The following is a 17,015-nucleotide window of genomic DNA, read 5'->3' on the forward strand; positions in this document are numbered from 1 at the left end:
CCGGCCGGTGCTCCGCCCGCCTCAGAGGTAGCGGCGGAACCCCTCGACGAAGTCGGAGAAGCCCAGCGCGCGGTAGAACTCGTGGGCGCTGCCGCGGCTCTCGTGGGACAGCAGCTCGATCTTGTAGCAGCCGGCGCGCGCCGCGCGGTCGACGGCGTCGTCCATGAGCGCGCGGCCGATGCCCCGGCGCCGGCACCCCGCGTCGACCACGACGTTGTCGACGACCGCCCACGGCTGGGCGTCATGGGTGAGGTTGGCGACCACGATCAGGTCGAGGGTCCCGATGATCTGCCCGCGGCGCTCGGCGACGACCACCGTGCGATCGGGGTCGCCTTCCATCCGGGTCCAGGCCCGGACGGCGGCGGAGGACATGCGGACGGTGCCGCTCTGCGTGGGCGTGGTGTCGCCGAGGTCGCGAAGGAGCCGCAGGATCGCACCGAGGTCGGACCGGATGGCCGCGCGGATAATCATGGCTCTCGGCATCGTAGCCGACAGCGGCCCACAAGGCCGACCTTCCCCCCAACCAGGCACGAAAAGCACCGGGGAGAGGTCGGCTCCCCCCGGTGCCCGACATGAACGAGCACGCGGCGCGCGCCCGTGAACGGGCCGCCCGGGCGCCCCGCGGATCCCGCGGGGCGCCGGTGCGTCTACGGCTTGATGATGCGCACCCCCTCGTGCACCTCGCCGGCGGCGGGCTGCTGCGGAGCCGGGGAGTCGGCGCGCTGGTGCATGGCGGTGACGCCGGGGTCGTTGGCCGGCGCGGCGGGGGCCTGCGGCGCCGCGGGCTGCTGGCCCGGGGCCCCGTAGCGGGCGCCCTGGGGCCGCTGCGGGGTCTGGCGCGCCGGCTGGGCGGCGGCCGCCTGCGGCGCCGCGGCCGGGTTCAGCTGGACGGTGGTCTCGTCGTCGTCGGCGGCCGCGCCGGCGGCCGGAGGGGCCGCCTTGGCCGCGACGGGCGCCGGCGGACCGGAGGGCGGGCGGACGGGGGCCTGCGGGCCGGACGGCGGGCGCGCCGGCGCCTGCGGGCCGGACGGCTGCCGCACCGCCTGCTGCTGCGGAGCGTGCTGCTGGCGCACCGCGCCCTGGCCGGTCTGCGCCGCGGCGCCCTGGCCGCCCTGGGCCTGCTGGCGGCCCTGGGCGTTCTGGCCCCCCTGGGTGTTCTGCGGGCCGGCGCCGCCCTGCGGCTTGTGCTGCGCCTGCTTTGCGGCCCCGGCGGAGGCGGCGGCCTTCTTCGCGGCGGCCTGCTCGTGCTCCTCCCGGGACAGCCCCGCCTCGAGCGGTCCCGCGGCCTTCTCGGCCCCGAGCAGCTCCGCGAGGGTCCCGTGCATGTCGCCGAGCCGGCGGACGGCTTCGTTGTGGGTGGCGGTCAGCGTGGCCAGGCGGCGGTCCGCGGTGTCGTTGATCTTCTTGGCGCGGGCCTCGGCGTCGTTGACCCGGCGCTCGCTGTCCTGCGCGGCCTGCGACCGGAGCTGCTCGCTCTCCTGGCGCGCGGTGGTGATCATGTCGTTGGCCTCGGACCGGGCGCTGGCGACCACGCGCTCGGAGTGCTCCTCGGCGTCCTTCATCCGGCGGGCGGCGTCCTCCTCGGCCTTGGCGCGGATCGACTCGACCTCGCCCTGGACCTTGGTGCGCTTGTCCTTGGCCTCTTCCTCGGCGATGCGGAGGATCGTGGCCATGCGCTCGCTGATCTGCTCGTGCTCGGGCTTGACCGCCGCCTTCTCCTTGGCGTCGGCGAGGTCCCGGCGGAGCTGCTCCAGTTCGTCGTGCGCCCGTGCCAGCCGCTCCTGGAGATCGCGGGTCTGGTTGTGGTTGCGCACGACGTAGTCGTCGACCTGGCGCTTGTTGTAGCCGCGCTTCTCGGTCGGGAAGGCTTCTTCTCGGAGTAGATTCGGCAGTATGTCTGTGCTGTGCTCGTTCATGTCCTAATCAACCAGGTCGACGGCAAGTCAGGGAAGGTGGCCCGGCTCCCTGCCTATCATTCCCATAACGTCCGGAACACTCATCTGTGGCCCTCATTTGACGAATCTTGGGGTGTGACGGACGACAACGACAGGGAACCCGAGTCAGTGCGAAGTGTGACGGAGCGGACGCGAAGGGGTTCGACCACGGTAGTGGCGCCGCGCCCGTCCCTCAATCGGCCGGGCCGGGGCGCCCCCGCGCACGGCCCGCCGGGACGACCCCGTTAGTTCGCCTACTAAGGTATGCGCGATCAGCGGGGCGCGGGGCCGATCGGCCATTCCGTTACGGCATACTCTCGCGCGGTGCAGGGAGGCGCGACGTGTCGAATGTGTCCGGGGCCAGAGTGGGCGACGCCGTTTTCGGCCGGCCCGAGATCCATCCCGACGCCTGGATCGCCCCGGGCGCCGTGGTGGTGGGACGGGTGCGCATCGGCGCGCTGAGCAGCGTCTGGTACGGCTCCGTGCTGCGGGCCGACACCGAGGACATCGTCGTCGGCGAGCGGGTCAACATCCAGGACCAGTGCGGCCTGCACTCGGACCCGGGCGAGCCCGCCGTCCTGGCCGACCGTGTGAGCCTCGGGCACAAGGCCATGGTGCACGGGGCCGTGATCGAGGAGGGGGCGCTGATCGGAATCGGCGCGATCGTCCTCGGCGGCGCCCGGGTCGGGGCCGGCGCGCTGGTGGCCGCGGGCGCCCTGGTGCCACCGGGCAAGACCGTCCCGCCCGGTGTCCTGTGGGCGGGGGTGCCCGGCCGGATCGTCCGCGAGCTGACCGACGCCGACCGCGCCGGCTTCGCCGAGACCCCGGAGAAGTACGCGGCGCGCGCCCGCGACCACAGCGACGTCGCCTGGCGCTAGGCCGCCCCGGGCCGCGCCATCGGCCGCCGCGCGGATACCGCCGGAGGACTATCCGGCGGCGGCCCGGAATGGCCCGTCTGGGTCATGCGGCGCGGGGCTACCGGAGCGTAGCCTTGCAGGCAGGTGGGATGCCCGACCCGATTCCACGGCCCGGGGCTCCGGGGATACGGGCCGCGTCTCTCCGACCCCACGTACAGGGCGGGTCGCGCCCCCGCAGCGCTTTTCGACGGAGGTGGGCGCGTTTGGACTCCGACATCGACATGCGCCTGCACGACCACGTGGCGCTGGCGGAGATCGAACTCTACGCCGAAGTCCTGATCGCGGTGGCCACGGCCGATCGCCGACTCACCATCGCCGAACTCGACGCCGTGCTGGGCGTGGCGCCCCGGCGCCCGCGCCGCGATCCCCGGACCCCGCATCCGCGCCGCCACCGCCGGGCCCCCAGCTCCCGCTTCCCGGGCTAGAGCGGCCGGGCGCCCGCGGAGCCGCCCGCCGCGGGCACGGTGTCCCGCGGGCGCGCGGCGCGTTCGGGTGCCCCGCGCGGGGCACCCCCTCAGGCGTTCTCCTTCTCCGGCTCGCCCGCCTCGGGGGCGGCGTCGCCCTTGACCGACCGCAGCAGCAGCTGCGACACGTCGACGACCTCCAGGGACTCCTTCGCCTCGCCGCGCGACTTCTTCTCGTTGATCGCGTCGCCCAGCATCACCTGGCAGAACGGGCACGCGGTCGAGACGGTGTCGGGGTTGGTGGTCAGGGCCTCGTCCACGCGCTCGGTGTTGATGCGCTTGCCGATGCGCTCCTCCATCCACATGCGCGCGCCGCCCGCGCCGCAGCAGAAGCCGCGCTCCTTGTGGCGGTGCATCTCCTGCGTCGTGATGCCGGGGACCTGCGCCATGATGTCGCGCGGCGGCGTGTAGACCTTGTTGTGGCGGCCCAGGAAGCAGGGGTCGTGGTAGGTGATGTTCTCCTCGATCGGCCGCACCGGGGTGAGCCGCCCCTCCTCCACCAGCTTGGCGAGCAGCTGGCTGTGGTGGACGACGTCGTAGTCGCCGCCCAGCTGCGGGTACTCGTTGCCCAGGGTGTTGAAGCAGTGCGGGCAGCTCGCCACGATCCGGGTGACGCCGGCGTCGTTGAGCGTCTCGACGTTCTGCTGGGCCAGCATCTGGAAGACGTACTCCATTCCCAGGCGCCGGGCGGGGTCGCCGGTGCACGCCTCCATGCCGCCCAGCACCGCGAACTTCACGCCCGCGATGTGCAGCAGTTCGGCGATGGCCTTGGTGGTCTTCTTCGCGCGGTCCTCCAGCGCGCCGGCGCAGCCCACCCAGAACAGGTACTCGGTGCCCTCGGGCAGCTCGTCCTCGACGACGGGGACCTCGAAGTCCAGCTCGGAGATCCAGTCGAGGCGCTTGTCCTCGGCCATCCCCCAGGGGTTGCCCTTGTTCTCCAGGTTCTTGAGCAGGGTGTTGGCCTCGGAGGGGAAGCTGGACTCGATCATCACCTGGTAGCGGCGCATGTCGAGGATGTGGTCGATGTGCTCGATGTCGACCGGGCACTGCTCGACGCAGGCGCCGCAGTTGGTGCAGGACCACAGCACATCGGGGTGGATGACGCCGCCCTCGTCCTCGGTGCCCACCAGCGGCTTGGAGAGCAGGGCGAGGACGTCGTCGTGGATGTCGGGGGTCTCCTCGTCGATGCCCTGGAGCAGGTAGGGAGCCTTGGCGTAGGCGTGCTCGCGCAGGTCCATGACGAGCTTCTTGGGCGACAGCGGCTTGCCGGTGTTCCACGCGGGGCACTGCGACTGGCACCGCCCGCACTCGGTGCAGGTGGTGAAGTCGAGCAGCCCCTTCCAGGTGAACTCCTCGACCTTGCCGACGCCGAAGGGGTCCTCGTCGGGGTCGGCCTCCTCGAAGTCCAGGGGGGCGCCGTCCTTGCCGAGCATGGGCTTGGCCGCGCCCAGCGCCGGGGTGCCGTCGTCGTTGCGCTTGAAGTAGATGTTGAACGGGGCCGTGAAGCGGTGCCAGCCCACACCCATGGTGAGCACGACCGCGAGCGCCATGAAGAACAGCCACGAGATGATCAGCTTGAACGCGGCGACCAGGGCGAGGCCGGCTTCGCTGGGCGGCAGGACGGCGCCGACGGCGTAGGAGACGGGGGTGGCCCACACCGGGAACGGGAAGTCGCCCATGGCGACCTTGAATCCGCGGATCACGAAGATGCAGACGAGCAGGGCCACGATGTAGCCCTCGACGTAGTAGGCCGTCCAGTGCCGGGAGTTGGCGAACCTCGACGCGCGGCCGAGCCGCCGGGCGCTCTTGACCTGCCGGTAGACCGCCAGGGCGATGATCGAGACGAGGCTGGTCGCGGCGATGGCCTCGATGGCCAGGCCGTAGACGGTCCAGTCGTGGATGAGCGGCAGGTGGAAGCGGGGGTACCACACCTCGCCGTGCGCCTCGGCCACGGTGAACACCAGGGCGGGGAAGGACACCATGACGAACCAGTGGGCGACGCCGATCCACCGCCACTTGAGCATGCGGGTGTGCCCGAGCGTCTCGATCAGCGTGTTCGTCAACCGCCGCCCGAAGGGCCCCTTGCGGGCCGCTTCGATCGGGCGGCCGGTACCGAGGGTTCGCACCATCTGGCGGATGCCATAGGCGAACATGCCGATCCCGACCACGGCGAAGGCGGTCGTGACGACCCCCAGAACGATGTAGAGCATCGCCCGCGGCCTCCCATCCTGCTGTCGTTCTCCGATGCGCCACACATCGGAGTCCCCCCGATGTTACTAGCGGGTAATACCCGGCGGGCAACCTCCCCGGAGCGCGGACGCGGGGGCGGAGATCCGCGGGGTGGCTCCAGCGTAGTGAGGCGGGCCGCGAGCGCGGACGCGCCCCGCCCCGCGCCGCGCCGCACGAGGCCCGGGCCGGAGCGGGCGCCGGCCCCTCGGCAACGACCCCCGCACACCCCGGGCACCCCCGATACGCGGATCCAGGTATGCCCTGAGATCCCCCCGAACCGGCCGCCCGCGCGCGAAAACCCGCCGCGTACGGGAACAACGGCCGGGACGCCCTCCGTTGAACGACCGTGTGAGATGTGTTGAGTCGAACCGACTCAAGTCATTTGACAGAAGGCAGCCGACGAAGCAAACTTACGCCGGTAAGACTCAACTTTGACGGAGGACGTAGTCATGGCACGTGCGGTCGGTATCGACCTGGGGACGACCAACTCGGTCGTCTCGGTCCTGGAGGGCGGCGAGCCCACGGTCATCGCCAACGCCGAAGGCGCCCGGACCACCCCGTCCGTCGTCGCCTTCGCCAAGAACGGCGAGGTGCTCGTCGGGGAGGTCGCCAAGCGCCAGGCGGTCACCAACGTCGACCGGACCATCCGGTCGGTCAAGCGCCACATCGGCACCGACTGGAAGACCGAGATCGACGGCAAGAGCTTCACGCCGCAGCAGATCAGCGCGTTCGTGCTGCAGAAGCTCAAGCGCGACGCCGAGGCCTACCTCGGCGAAGAGGTCACCGACGCCGTCATCACCGTCCCGGCCTACTTCAGCGACTCCCAGCGCCAGGCCACCAAGGAGGCCGGCACGATCGCGGGCCTCAACGTCCTGCGCATCATCAACGAGCCCACCTCCGCCGCCCTGGCCTACCACCTGGAGAAGGAGGACGAAGCCACCATCCTGGTCTACGACCTCGGCGGCGGCACCTTCGACGTCTCCCTCCTCGAAGTCGGCGACGGCGTCGTCGAGGTGAAGGCCACCAACGGCGACAACCACCTGGGCGGCGACGACTGGGACCAGGCGGTCGTCGACTGGCTGGTCGAGCGCTTCAAGAACAACAACGGCGTCGACCTGTCCAAGGACAAGATGGCGCTCCAGCGGCTGCGCGAAGCCGCTGAGAAGGCGAAGATCGAGCTGTCGAGCTCCAGCGAGTCCGCCATCAACCTGCCCTACATCACGGCCTCGGCCGAGGGCCCGCTGCACCTGGACGAGAAGCTCACCCGCGCGGAGTTCCAGCGGCTGACCGCCGACCTCCTGGAGCGCACCAAGCAGCCGTTCCACCAGGTGATCAAGGACGCCGGGTTCGGTGTCGACAAGATCGACCACGTCGTGATGGTCGGCGGCTCGACCCGGATGCCCGCGGTCGTGGAGCTCGTCAAGGAGCTGACCGGCGGCAAGGACCCCAACAAGGGCGTCAACCCCGACGAGGTCGTCGCCATCGGCGCCGCCCTCCAGGCCGGCGTGCTCAAGGGCGAGGTCAAGGACGTCCTGCTGCTCGACGTCACCCCGCTGTCGCTGGGCATCGAGACCAAGGGCGGCGTGTTCACCAAGCTCATCGAGAAGAACACGACCATCCCGACCAAGCGGTCGGAGATCTTCACCACGGCCGACGACAACCAGCCGTCCGTGCAGATCCAGGTCTACCAGGGTGAGCGCGAGATCGCCCAGTACAACAAGAAGCTGGGCGTCTTCGACCTCACCGGGCTGCCCCCGGCGCCGCGCGGCGTCCCGCAGATCGAGGTCGCCTTCGACATCGACGCCAACGGCATCGTGAACGTCACCGCCAAGGACCTCGGCACCGGCAAGGAGCAGTCGGTCACGATCTCCGGCGGGTCGGCCATGAGCAAGGACGACATCGACCGCATGGTCCGCGACGCCGAGCAGTACGCCGAGGAGGACCGCAAGCGCCGCGAGGACGCCGAGGTCCGCAACAACGCCGAGTCCCTCGTTTACCAGACCGAGAAGGTCATCAAGGACAACGAGGACAAGATCCCGGCCGAGGTCCGCACCGAGACCGAGACCGCGGTGGCCGACCTCAAGAAGGCGCTCGAAGGCTCCGACATCGAGGCCATCCGCACCGCCAGCGAGCAGGTCGCCCTGGCCAGCCAGAAGATCGGCTCCGCCATCTACGGGCAGGGCCAGCAGCAGTCCGGCGCCGAAGGCGACGCCGGGACCGGCGCGCAGGCCGCCGACGACGACGTCGTCGACGCCGAGATCGTCGACGAGGACAAGGACACCAAGAAGGACGGCAGCGCCTGAAGCGCCTAGGACGCGGAACGCAAGGAGGCACAGCCAATGGCGCTGCCCGATAACGAGAACGAGGGCCGTCACGAAGGGCCGGTGATCCGCGACAAGCGGCGCATCGACCCTGAAACCGGCGAACTCCGCACACCGGCGGAGAGCGCCGCTCCCGCACCCGGCGAGCCCGAATCCGGGGAGCCCGGCGCGGGGGCGGGCACCGCCGACCCGGCGGAGCTCGCCGAGGCGCGCGAGCAGATCGGCGACCTCACCAACGACCTCAAGCGGGTGCAGGCGGAGTACGCCAACTACCGCAAGCGGGTCGACCGCGACCGGCTCGTCGTCCGCGAGCAGGCGCTCGCCCAGGTCCTGGGCGAACTCCTGCCGATCCTGGACGACATCGGCCGGGCGCGTGAGCACGACGAGCTGAGCGGCGGCTTCAAGTCGGTCGGCGAGTCCCTGGAGTCGCTGGTCACCAAGCTGGGGCTGAAGAAGTACGCGGAGAAGGGCGACGAGTTCGACCCGAACGTGCACGAGGCCCTGACCCTGGTGCAGTCCGCCGATGTCACCGTCCCCACGGTGATCGAGGTCTTCCAGCCCGGGTACCTCATCGGTGAGCGGGTGCTGCGGCCGGCCCGCGTCGTCGTGGCCGAGGGGTCCGGCGACACCGCCGACCCCGACGCCGGGACCCCCGCGGAGCCCGGTCCCGGTGCCGACGCCGGGACCGGCGACGACACCTAGCACGATGCCCGCCCCGGGCGCCCTGCGGCGCCCGGGGCGGGCGCCGACCGGCGGGGCCGCGGGCCCCCGCCGCTGTTCGAGTCCGAGCGTTGAGCGGGAGAAGGCACACGTCGATGAGCACCAAGGACTACCTGGAGAAGGACTACTACAAGGTCCTCGGAGTCTCAAAGACGGCCACGAAGGACGAGATCAAGCAGGCGTACCGCAAGCTCGCCCGTGCGCACCACCCCGACGCCAACGCCGCCGACCCCAAGGCCGAGGACCGGTTCAAGGAGATCTCCGAGGCCTACAACGTCCTGTCCGATGAGAAGCGGCGCAAGGAGTACGACGACGCCCGCTCGCTGTTCGGCGGGTCCTACCGGCCCAACGGCGGGACCGGACCGGGCGGGTTCGACCTCGGCGACCTCTTCGGCGGGGCGGGCGGCACCGGCGGGGGTGGCGGCGGTGGCGGTGGCGGCGAACGCCTCAGCGACCTGTTCGGCGGGCTCTTCGGCGGTCGCGGGCGCGGCGCCACCCAGTCCCGGCGCGGCGCCGATGTCGAGACCGAGACCCGGCTGACCTTCGACGAGGCGGCCGGCGGCGTCACCCGCTCCTTCCAGCTGACCAGCGAAGCCGCCTGCCCCACCTGCAAGGGCACCGGGGCGCGGGCCGGGACCGCTCCGCGGATGTGCCCCAAGTGCTCCGGCACCGGGCACGAGAACAAGAACCTGGGCGGCTTCTCCCTGTCCGAGCCGTGCAGCGAGTGCAAGGGGCGCGGGCTCGTCGTCGACGACCCCTGCCCCACCTGTAGCGGTAGCGGCCGGGGCAAGAGCACCCGTACGATTTCGGCCCGCATCCCCGCCGGTGTCTCCGACGGCCAGCGCATCCGCCTCAAGGGCAAGGGCGCACCGGGCGAGAACGGCGGTCCGGCCGGCGACCTCTATGTGGTGGTACACGTGCAGCCGCACCCCGTGTTCGGCAAGACCGGCGACAACCTGACCATCACCGTTCCGGTGAGCTTCCCCGAGGCCGTCCTCGGCGCCGATGTCCGCGTCCCGACCCTCGGCGGCCTCCCCGTCACGGTGAAGATCCCCCCGGGTACCCCCAGCGGGCGCACCTTCCGCGTCCGCGGCAAGGGCTCCACCCGCCGTGACGGCACGACGGGGGACATGCTCGTCACGGTCGAGGTGGCCGTGCCGCAGGAGCTGAGCGGCGAAGCCCGCGAGGCACTGGAGAAGTTCCGCGCCGCAACCGCCGACCAGGACCCGCGCAGAGGACTCGAGGCACGGGCGAAGGGGATGTGAGGGCCATGAACGAACCGTCGTTCGGCGATGACGTACCGGTCTACGTGATCTCGGTCGCCGCCGAACTCTCCGGTCTGCACCCGCAGACCCTGCGCCAGTACGACCGGCTGGGCCTGGTCTCACCGGGCCGGGCCTCCGGCCGGGGGCGCCGCTACTCGATGCGCGACATCCACATGCTGCGCGTCGTGCAGCAGCTGTCGCAGCAGGAGGGCGTCAACCTCGCCGGGATCAAGCGGATCCTGGAGCTCCAGCGCGAGGTGGCCGAGCTGCGCGACCACATCTTCCACCTGCACAACGAACTCGACGCGGCGCGCAGCGCCGTGGCGCGGCGCGCGTCGTCCCAGACCCAGGGCGGCGAACTGATCCCGGTGCGGCGCACCCGCGTGACGATCTTCAACACCCAGCCACCGCCCGAACAGGAGCGGTGAGCGGAAGACCCGCCGCCGTACCGGCGGACCGGGTCGATCCGGGGGCGCCGCCTGGACGAGGGGAGGCGGCGCCTTGACGGCGCCCGCAGGCTGAGCGGGCGACACCGGGCGAGCCCGGGGCTGCGCCGTTCGGCGCGCCCGCGGGCCGAGCGGGGAACACCTAGCGGAAGGGGCAGAGGGGCGGCGACGCATGAACTACAAACTCACCACCAAGAGCCAGGAGGCGGTCTCGGCGGCGGTCCGGCGGGCGACCACGGACGGCGGACCCCAGGTCGAGCCGCTGCACCTGCTGGCCGCCCTCCTCGGCCAGGGCGAAGGCATCATCCGCCCGCTGCTCAAGGAGGTCGGCGCGTCCCCTGACGAGCTGGCCGCGAAGGTCGAGCAGGCCGTCGCCGGCCTGCCCAAGGCCGCGGGCAGCACGGTGAGCGCCCCGCAGAGCTCCCGGCAGCTCATCGTCTCGCTGAACACCGCGGCCCAGCGCGCCCAGCAGATGGAGGACGAGTACGTCTCCACCGAGCACCTGCTCGTGGGGCTGGCCGCCGACGGCGGCGAGGCGAGCCGGCTGCTCCGCGACGCCGGCGCCACCCCCGAGGCCCTCCTCGAGGCGTTCGAGCGCGTGCGCGGCCCGGGCCGGGTCACCTCCGCCAACCCCGAGGAGACCTACCGGGCGCTGGAGAAGTACGGCGTGGACCTCACCGGCCAGGCGCGCGCGGGCTCGCTCGACCCGGTGATCGGCCGCGACTCCGAGATCCGCCGCGTCGTGCAGGTACTGTCGCGGCGCACCAAGAACAACCCGGTGCTGATCGGCGAACCGGGGGTCGGCAAGACCGCGGTCGTCGAAGGGCTGGCGCAGCGCATCGTGGCGGGCGACGTCCCCGAATCGCTGCGCGACAAGAGGCTCATCTCGCTGGACCTGTCGGCGATGGTGGCCGGCGCGAAGTACCGGGGCGAGTTCGAGGAGCGCCTGAAGGCCGTGCTCAACGAGATCAAGGAGAGCGACGGCCAGATCATCACCTTCATCGACGAGCTGCACACCATGGTGGGCGCGGGCGCCGCCGAGGGCGCCATGGACGCGGGCAACATGCTCAAGCCCATGCTGGCCCGCGGTGAGCTGCGCATGGTCGGCGCCACCACGCTCGACGAGTACCGGCAGCGCATCGAGAAGGACCCGGCGCTGGAGCGCCGGTTCCAGCAGATCCTGGTGGGCGAGCCGTCGGCCGCCGACACCATCGCGATCCTGCGCGGGCTGAAGGGCCGCTACGAGGCGCACCACAAGGTGCAGATCGCCGACTCCGCCCTAGTGGCCGCGGCGACCCTCTCCGACCGCTACATCACCGCGCGGTTCCTGCCCGACAAGGCCATCGACCTCATCGACGAGGCCGCGTCGCGGCTGCGCATGGAGATCGACTCCCGGCCGGTGGAGATCGACGAGCTCCAGCGCACCGTCGACCGCCTGAAGATGGAGGAGATGGCGCTCGACAAGGAGTCCGACTCCGCCTCCGTGCAGCGCCTGGAGCGGCTGCGCGCCGACCTCGCCGACCACCAGGAGGAGCTGAACGGCCTGGTGGCCCGCTGGGAGCAGGAGAAGGCCGGGCTGAACCGGGTCGGCGAGCTGAAGGAACGCCTCGACGACCTGCGCACCCAGGCCGACCGCGCGCAGCGCGACGGCGACTTCACCGAGGCGTCCCGGCTGATGTACGGGGAGATCCCGGAGCTGGAGAAGTACCTGGAGGAGGCATCGACCGCCGAGGAGGAGCCCGGCGGCGAGGAGCCCACCATGGTCAAGGACGAGGTCGGCGCCGACGACGTCGCCGATGTGGTGTCGTCCTGGACCGGCATCCCCGTCGGGCGGCTGCTCGAAGGCGAGACCGCCAAGCTGCTGCGGATGGAGGACGAGCTCGGCAGGCGGCTGATCGGCCAGCGGCCCGCGGTCGCGGCGGTCGCCGACGCCGTGCGCCGGGCACGGGCCGGCATCTCCGACCCCGACCGGCCCACGGGGTCGTTCCTGTTCCTCGGCCCCACCGGTGTGGGCAAGACGGAGCTGGCCAAGGCGCTGGCGGAGTTCCTGTTCGACGACGAGCGGGCGATCGTGCGCGTCGACATGAGCGAGTACTCCGAGAAGCACTCGGTGTCGCGCCTGGTCGGCGCCCCTCCGGGCTACGTCGGATATGAGGAGGGCGGCCAGCTCACCGAGGCGGTGCGCCGGCGCCCCTACACGGTGGTGCTGCTCGACGAGGTCGAGAAGGCGCACATCGAGGTGTTCGACACGCTGCTCCAGGTGCTCGACGACGGCCGCCTCACCGACGGCCAGGGCCGGATCGTGGACTTCCGCAACACGCTGCTGATCCTCACGTCCAACCTGGGGTCGCAGTTCCTGGTCGACCCGGCGCTCGACGAATCCGCGCGCGGCGAGAAGGTCATGCAGGTCGTGCGGAACACCTTCAAGCCGGAGTTCCTGAACCGGCTCGACGACGTGATCACGTTCGACGCCCTGTCGACCGACGACCTCACGCGCATCGTCGACCTCCAGGTCGAGCGGCTGGCCAGGCGGCTGGCCGACCGCCGGCTGACCCTGGACGTCGCCCCGGCCGCCCGCGAATGGCTGGCCCTGACCGGCTACGACCCGGTCTACGGCGCCCGCCCGTTGCGCCGCCTCGTCCAAGCCGCCATAGGCGACCCCCTGGCGAAGGCCATGCTGTCGGGCGACTTCCGCGAGGGCGACACCGTGACCGTCGACCTCGACGCGTCAAAGGACGCCCTGACCGTCCACCCCTCCCGCCCGGTGGCCGCGACCACCTGACGACGCCCCGCCCCCGGCGGCCGCCGCTCCCCCAGCGGACCCGGCCGCCGGGCCGGCCTCCCCCGATGTGGTCACGTCGCCGCGCCGACCCGGCAGGCGGCATTCGGGGAGAGCCCCACCGCCAGATCCGCCTCAAGCGCCGCAGCCAAGCGGGCCAGCACGGGGATGGTCGGCACTCCGCCGCCCTCTTCGAGCCGTGATACCCCCGGCCGGCCCATCCCGGCCCGCCGTGCGAGCCTCCGCGTCTTGCCCGGCCGGGGCAGCGTGTGCGGCAGATGTGCAGGATCCGCTGGTAAGGCGGGGTGTGGGTCGTTACCCTGAGAGGCATGACAGCTCTGCCCGAGTGGATGTACCCGCCTCGCATCGAGGGCTGGTACGCCGAGGATCTCGACCGTCTGTCAGAAGCACCCAGGCATACGGAACTGATCGACGGAGCCCTCGTCTTCATGATGTCTCCCCAGCGGTCGTGGCATGGCCGCGTCGTCAACGAGCTGGTGTTCGCCCTCAAAGGCCGCCTTCCCGAGGGGATGGAGGTCGAGCGGGAGATGACGGTGCGCCTCGACCAGCGCAACCGGCCGGAGCCCGACCTCGTGGTCACCACCGCTCCGTTTCTCCCGGACCGCACCTGCTTCGAACCGGCCGACGTCGCGCTCGCGGTCGAGGTCGTCTCACCCGAATCCGCCGAACGGGACCGGAAGGTCAAGTTGCGGAAGTATGCGGAGGCGGGGATCCCGCACTACTGGGTCGTCGAGGAGGAGTATGGCCTCCCGGTCGTCCATGTGTATGAACTCGACGCGCCTACCGGCGTCTACGCACCCGCCGGGATCTTTCGCGGCGCACTCGACCGGCCTGTGCCTTTCAAGATCGCGCTCGACCTCGATTCGCTCGTACCGGCTCCGGGACGAGCGGGCGGCTGAGCGCGGGTCATTGCACGGGCCCCGCATCGCAGGGCCGTGTCCTGGTCGGATCCCAGGGGTGAGACCGATACCCCGGCACCGGATACCCGTGGGGCGGTGGCGGTGCGAGGATGGCCGGGATGTCGGGTGTGTCGGCTTTCCGGTCCGCGCGCGCCGCGGTTTTCACCGCGGTGTGTGTCGGGGTGTCCGCCGCGGGGCACACTCTGGCATCGGGGCATGAGGTTCCACTGACCGGTCTGGCGGCCGGCTACGCACTGGTCTACGCGATCGCCTGGGCGGTCGCGGGCGCCGAACGCGGCCTGGGCACCGTCTGCGGCTGGATGATGTGGGGGCAGCTCCTGCTGCACCTGCTGTTCGGCCTCGCGCACTCGGTCGAGAACGGGAGCGCTCCCCTTTCGGGCGGGCTCCATGCCGCCGCGCACCCCGTGGCGCCCGTGCCCGCGCCGGACGGTTCCGCACCGGGGATGCCGATCGCGCACCTGGTGACCGCGCTGCTGTGCGCCTGGTGGGTCCACCGTGGCGAGGGCGCCGCCTTCGCCCTGGCCCGCCACGTGCGGACGATGCTGTCCGGGGTGCTCCTCCTCCGGCCGCGCCGCCCCCTTCCCGCCGCCCCGAGCGGCCCCGCCCCCGTCCCGGACCCCGGCGTCCGGGCCACGGGCGCGCCCGTCCTGCGCCACAGTGTGGTGCGCCGCGGGCCGCCCGCGTCCTTGCTGACCTGACATCCCCGGCCGCGGGCGCCGCAGGCGCCACGGCCCGGCGCCGCGCGCCCGCGAACGGGCGCGGCACCTCCCCCCATGTCCCTCGCCCGGTGCGCGAGCGCACCGCCGAGCAGCCGAGGAAGCCCCTTCATGACGCCCGACGAACACACCGCGCGCCTCCCCCATCCCCCCGCCGGGGGTGCCGACGACCCCGTCGATGCCACCCCCGAGTCCTCCGCGAGTACCGACACCCCGGCCGATGGCTCTCCCGCCTCCGCCGGCGGAGCCGACGGTTCGGCCGACACCGCTTCCGGCGGATCCCCGGCGTCTCCCGGCCCGACCGCCCCGGCCGACGCCGGCCCCGAGTCCTCCGGCAGTACGGACTCGCCGCCCGCCTCTCCCCCTCCCCCGGGCTCCGCCACCGGGCGGCGGCCGTCGGCCTGGGCGCTGCTGCGGCCCGGACTGCTGCGGCTGCACTTCTACGCCGGGATCCTGGTCGCGCCGTTCATCCTGGTCGCCGCCGTGACCGGGCTGCTCTACGTCTACACGCCCCAGCTGGAGCAGGCGCTCTACGCCGACGTGCTGCGCGTCCCGGTCGGCGGCGACCAGGTCGCCCTCGGCGCGCAGGTGGCGGCCGCCACCGAGGCCCACCCCGAGGGGACGCTGAGCGCGGTGCGGCCGTCCGCCGAGCCCGGCGAGAGCACGCGGGTCCTGCTCGACGTGCCCGGCCTGGCCGAGAGCCACCGCCTCGGCGTGTTCGTCGACCCCTATACGGGGGAGGTGCTCGGCGCGCTGGACAGCTACGGCAGCAGCGCCGCCTTGCCGGTCCGCTCCTGGATCTCCGAACTCCACCGCCACCTGCACCTCGGCGAGGCCGGCCGGGTCTACAGCGAGCTGGCCGCGAGCTGGATGTGGGTGGTCGCACTCGGCGGCGCCGCGCTGTGGATCTCGCGTTCGCGCGCCAAGCGCAGGGCCCGGGCGCTCCTCGCCCCCGAGACCGGGGCCACCGGGCGGCGCCGGACCATGTCCTGGCACGGGTCGGTGGGCCTGTGGATCGTGGTCGTGGTGGTCGCGATCTCGGCGACCGGGCTGAGCTGGTCGCGCTTCGCGGGCGCCAACATCGAGGCGCTCCGCGCCCAGCTGAACTGGCACACCCCCGCGATCTCGGCCTATCCCCTCGCCTCCTACGGCGACGGCTCCGAGGACACCGGGGGATCCTCCGGGGGCTCCGGGCACGCCGAGCACGGCGACAGCGCGCGGGTGCCCGCCGAGGACGGCCCCGGCCACGGCGGACACGGCGAAGGAGCCGGCGCCGGAGCCGATGACGCGGACGCGAACGACCCCGGAGACGGCGGGGGCGGGCACGGCGGCGGCCACGGAACGGGGAGCCACATCGTCGACGGCGTCGACCTCGGTGTGGACCGGGTCCTGGCCGTGGCCCGCGACGCGGGTCTGGAAGGCGGCGTGGAGATCGTCTACCCGCCCGTGGAAGGGGCGTCCCACACGGTGCAGGAGACCGGCGCGCGCTGGCCGACCCAGCGCGACGCGGTGGCCGTGCACGCGGCCAGCGGGGTCGTCACCGACGAGGTGCGCTTCGCCGACCACCCCTTCATGGCGAAGATGACGCGGTGGGGGATCGACGCGCACATGGGGCTGCTGTTCGGCCTGCCCAACCAGCTCTTCCTCACGGCGGTCGCCGGGGGCCTGATCACCGTCATCGTCCTGGGCTACCGCATGTGGTGGCAGCGCCGCCCGACCGCGGCGGCCGGGTTCGCCGTGGGCCGCCCGTTCCCGCGGGGGGCGTGGTCCGCGCTGCCGTGGCGGGTGCGGATCCCGGTCATCGCCGTGGCGGTCGCGATCGGGTACTTCTTCCCGCTCTTCGGCGCGTCGCTGCTGCTGTTCCTGATCATCGACGTCATCCTCACCGCCCGCCGCCTCCGTAGGGAGGCCGATGCGGGGGCGGACACACCAGCCCTGGAGCGTCGCGTCCCCTGACACCCTCCGTCGGAGAGGGGCACCCCACGAAGAAGCCGTCCGGGGCCGATGCCCCGGACGGCGTGGAGTGGGCGGAGCTATCCGGCGGACGCCGTGGCGCTCATCGACTCGATCCGGCGCACGAACGCGTCGAATCGGCCGCGGTCCAGGATGTGGGAGACGCGCTCCCGTACCTCTCCGAAGAGAATTTGCCGACCGTCGGAACTCGTGTATGCGCTGTTGTCACACGAGAGCCGCCGGCTGATCTCCCGCGCCAAGGCATCGAGAGACTCGGCGCCCACACGCTCCCTGACATACGCATACATCGCGTCCGTGACGTCGACGCCC

The 17,015-nt window shown here is 72.1% G+C and carries 15 protein-coding genes; 10 read left to right on the forward strand and 5 right to left on the reverse strand.

The genetic code is table 11. From position 1 onward, the window contains the following. Positions 1–21: 21 nt before the first annotated feature. Positions 22–471, reverse strand: coding sequence for a GNAT family N-acetyltransferase (locus tag ACFO4E_RS29425; RefSeq protein ID WP_378580485.1), 450 nt, complete (start codon positions 469–471; stop codon positions 22–24). Between the two features lie 176 nt (positions 472–647). Further along, complete coding sequence (locus ACFO4E_RS29430; RefSeq protein WP_378580487.1) at positions 648–1,916, reverse strand: DivIVA domain-containing protein; 1,269 nt, start codon at positions 1,914–1,916, stop codon at positions 648–650. A gap of 368 nt (positions 1,917–2,284) precedes the next feature. Here ACFO4E_RS29430 and ACFO4E_RS29435 point away from each other — a divergent pair, with 368 nt between their 5' ends. Further along, the gene (locus ACFO4E_RS29435) at positions 2,285–2,812 is read left to right on the forward strand and encodes a gamma carbonic anhydrase family protein (RefSeq protein WP_378580511.1); all 528 of its coding nucleotides are present in this window, start codon (positions 2,285–2,287) and stop codon (positions 2,810–2,812) included. Positions 2,813–3,054: 242 nt separating this feature from the next. Further along, positions 3,055–3,276, forward strand: a complete 222-nt coding sequence (locus tag ACFO4E_RS29440) for a hypothetical protein (RefSeq protein WP_378580489.1) — start codon at positions 3,055–3,057, stop codon at positions 3,274–3,276. A gap of 89 nt (positions 3,277–3,365) precedes the next feature. Here the strand turns inward: ACFO4E_RS29440 and ACFO4E_RS29445 are convergent, their stop codons facing one another. Continuing rightward, entirely contained in the window at positions 3,366–5,525 is a 2,160-nt protein-coding gene (locus tag ACFO4E_RS29445; protein WP_378580491.1) for a (Fe-S)-binding protein, read from the reverse strand. Between the two features lie 468 nt (positions 5,526–5,993). Here ACFO4E_RS29445 and dnaK point away from each other — a divergent pair, with 468 nt between their 5' ends. The 5 genes from dnaK (at position 5,994) to clpB (ending at position 13,078) form a co-directional block, all read left to right on the forward strand. Further along, positions 5,994–7,847, forward strand: coding sequence for a molecular chaperone DnaK (gene dnaK, locus ACFO4E_RS29450; RefSeq protein WP_378580493.1), 1,854 nt, complete (start codon positions 5,994–5,996; stop codon positions 7,845–7,847). Between the two features lie 36 nt (positions 7,848–7,883). After that, positions 7,884–8,567 carry a nucleotide exchange factor GrpE gene (grpE, locus tag ACFO4E_RS29455; RefSeq protein ID WP_378580495.1) on the forward strand — a complete coding sequence of 228 codons (684 nt, stop codon included), beginning with the start codon at positions 7,884–7,886 and terminating at the stop codon, positions 8,565–8,567. A gap of 113 nt (positions 8,568–8,680) precedes the next feature. Further along, positions 8,681–9,850: a molecular chaperone DnaJ gene (gene dnaJ / locus ACFO4E_RS29460; RefSeq protein ID WP_378580497.1), complete on the forward strand. Its 1,170-nt coding sequence runs from the start codon at positions 8,681–8,683 to the stop codon at positions 9,848–9,850. Between the two features lie 5 nt (positions 9,851–9,855). Then, a complete protein-coding gene (locus ACFO4E_RS29465) occupies positions 9,856–10,278 on the forward strand; it encodes a heat shock protein transcriptional repressor HspR (RefSeq protein WP_378580499.1) in 423 nt (140 codons plus the stop codon). Between the two features lie 190 nt (positions 10,279–10,468). Continuing rightward, positions 10,469–13,078 (forward strand): ATP-dependent chaperone ClpB, encoded by a 2,610-nt coding sequence (gene clpB, locus ACFO4E_RS29470; protein ID WP_378580501.1) that lies wholly within the window; start codon positions 10,469–10,471, stop codon positions 13,076–13,078. A 71-nt stretch (positions 13,079–13,149) separates the two neighbouring features. On the opposite strand, the gene ACFO4E_RS29475 is transcribed toward clpB, so the two are convergent. Next, a complete protein-coding gene (locus ACFO4E_RS29475; protein ID WP_378580513.1) occupies positions 13,150–13,464 on the reverse strand; it encodes a helix-turn-helix domain-containing protein in 315 nt (104 codons plus the stop codon). Between ACFO4E_RS29475 and ACFO4E_RS29480 the strand changes: the two genes are divergently transcribed. The 3 genes from ACFO4E_RS29480 (at position 13,405) to ACFO4E_RS29490 (ending at position 16,688) form a co-directional block, all read left to right on the forward strand. Then, complete coding sequence (locus ACFO4E_RS29480) at positions 13,405–13,995, forward strand: Uma2 family endonuclease (RefSeq protein WP_378580503.1); 591 nt, start codon at positions 13,405–13,407, stop codon at positions 13,993–13,995. The genes ACFO4E_RS29475 and ACFO4E_RS29480 overlap by 60 nt on opposite strands. A gap of 182 nt (positions 13,996–14,177) precedes the next feature. Beyond that, positions 14,178–14,714 carry a hypothetical protein gene (locus ACFO4E_RS29485; protein WP_378580505.1) on the forward strand — a complete coding sequence of 179 codons (537 nt, stop codon included), beginning with the start codon at positions 14,178–14,180 and terminating at the stop codon, positions 14,712–14,714. 129 nt (positions 14,715–14,843) lie between these two features. After that, entirely contained in the window at positions 14,844–16,688 is a 1,845-nt protein-coding gene (locus ACFO4E_RS29490) for a PepSY domain-containing protein (RefSeq protein WP_378580507.1), read from the forward strand. 77 nt (positions 16,689–16,765) lie between these two features. Here ACFO4E_RS29490 and ACFO4E_RS29495 read toward each other — a convergent pair. Then, a partial coding sequence (locus ACFO4E_RS29495) for a hypothetical protein (RefSeq protein ID WP_378580509.1) occupies positions 16,766–17,015 on the reverse strand: 250 nt, incomplete at its 5' end.

The sequence above is a fragment of the Nocardiopsis mangrovi genome (genome assembly GCF_042653925.1).
In the GTDB taxonomy this organism is placed as follows: domain Bacteria; phylum Actinomycetota; class Actinomycetes; order Streptosporangiales; family Streptosporangiaceae; genus Nocardiopsis_B; species Nocardiopsis_B mangrovi.